The organism is Clostridium sp. AF28-12 (genome assembly GCF_003435225.1).
Classification (GTDB): domain Bacteria; phylum Bacillota; class Clostridia; order Lachnospirales; family Lachnospiraceae; genus Pilosibacter; species Pilosibacter fragilis.
This window is the reverse complement of sequence record NZ_QWGJ01000066.1, coordinates 1-1,078: the sequence shown is the minus strand read 5'-3', so window position 1 is coordinate 1,078 and position 1,078 is coordinate 1. Positions and strand designations below refer to the sequence as shown.

Annotated in this window: 1 protein-coding gene and 1 pseudogene; both read left to right on the top strand. The window is 55.3% G+C overall.

Annotated features, from left to right (window positions below; translation table 11 throughout):
* Positions 1-249: 249 nt before the first annotated feature.
* A complete protein-coding gene (locus tag DWY93_RS16790; RefSeq protein WP_025543433.1) occupies positions 250-720 on the top strand; it encodes a PcfB family protein in 471 nt (156 codons plus the stop codon).
* A pseudogene (locus DWY93_RS16785) lies at positions 717-1,078 on the top strand (type IV secretory system conjugative DNA transfer family protein); the annotation flags it as partial. The gene DWY93_RS16790 and the pseudogene DWY93_RS16785, both read left to right, overlap by 4 nt.

The window sequence follows — 1,078 nt, the reverse complement described above, 5'->3', positions numbered from 1 at the left end:
CGGCTGACCGTCTGGAATGTATCAAGCCACTGTCCGGCGAAAAGCCCTCCCAGCTTCAAAAGAAGCCCTCTATCTTGCAGACCATGCGGGAACAGGGCGAAAAAGTCCAGACGGAGCCGGAAAAGAAAGCTCCGTCCGGCAGGGATGCCGAGCGGTAAGCCTCGGGCCACATTGGCCCGAGGTTTTCTGTTCCCCGAGATTGTACGGGGGCCTCCCGGATAGCGGGGACCCCGACGGAAAGGAGGTTTTATGCAGGAAGAAGTAAACCAAAAAACGGTTGCCCTTTCGATCAGGACAACGAAGCTCACGGGAAAAGTGCTGGCTGCCGCTCTTGGCAAGGTGGTTCGGGCGCTGCAAAAGCACCACCAGAAGGCGCTGACCCCGCAGGGACGCCAGAGCGTGAAAAAGCTGATGAACCACTATGGCGGCAAAAGTGCCATGCCCTATGTGGGAGCTCCAAAGGATTTTGACCGGATCGCGAAGGAGTTCCATGTGGACTACGCTTTCCATAAAGTGAGCCCCGGTCATTACCTGCTGTTTTTCAAAGCCAATCAGGCGGACGCTATCACGGCGGCCTTCCAGAAGTACAGCGCAAAGGTGCTGAACAAAGAGCAGGACAAGGCTTCCATCCTCGGTCAGCTTCGGAAATTCACGGAGCAAATCAGGACGCAGGCAAAGGAAAAGCAGCGGACCAGAGAGGCGGTGAAGGACGGACGTTGAGTGACAAGATCAGAAAATATGTGCTCCCAAACCTGCCGTACCTCTTTGTGTTCTGGTTTTTCTCCAAAATCGGGACGGCCTACCGGATCGCCCCCGGCACAGACTTCGGGACAAAGCTCATGGGGATGCTTGATACCTTCCCCAAAGCCTTTGAAACCTACTGGCCGGGGCTGGGAGGTATTGACCTGCTGGTGGGCCTTGCCGGTGCGGCTGGGATGTATCTGCTGATACAGTCAAAGATCAGGCAGGCGAAAAAATTCCGGCGGGATGCGGAGTACGGCACCGCCCGCTTTGGAACAAAGGAAGATATAAAGCCATTTGTTGACCCTAAATTTCAGAACAATGTCATTCTGACCGG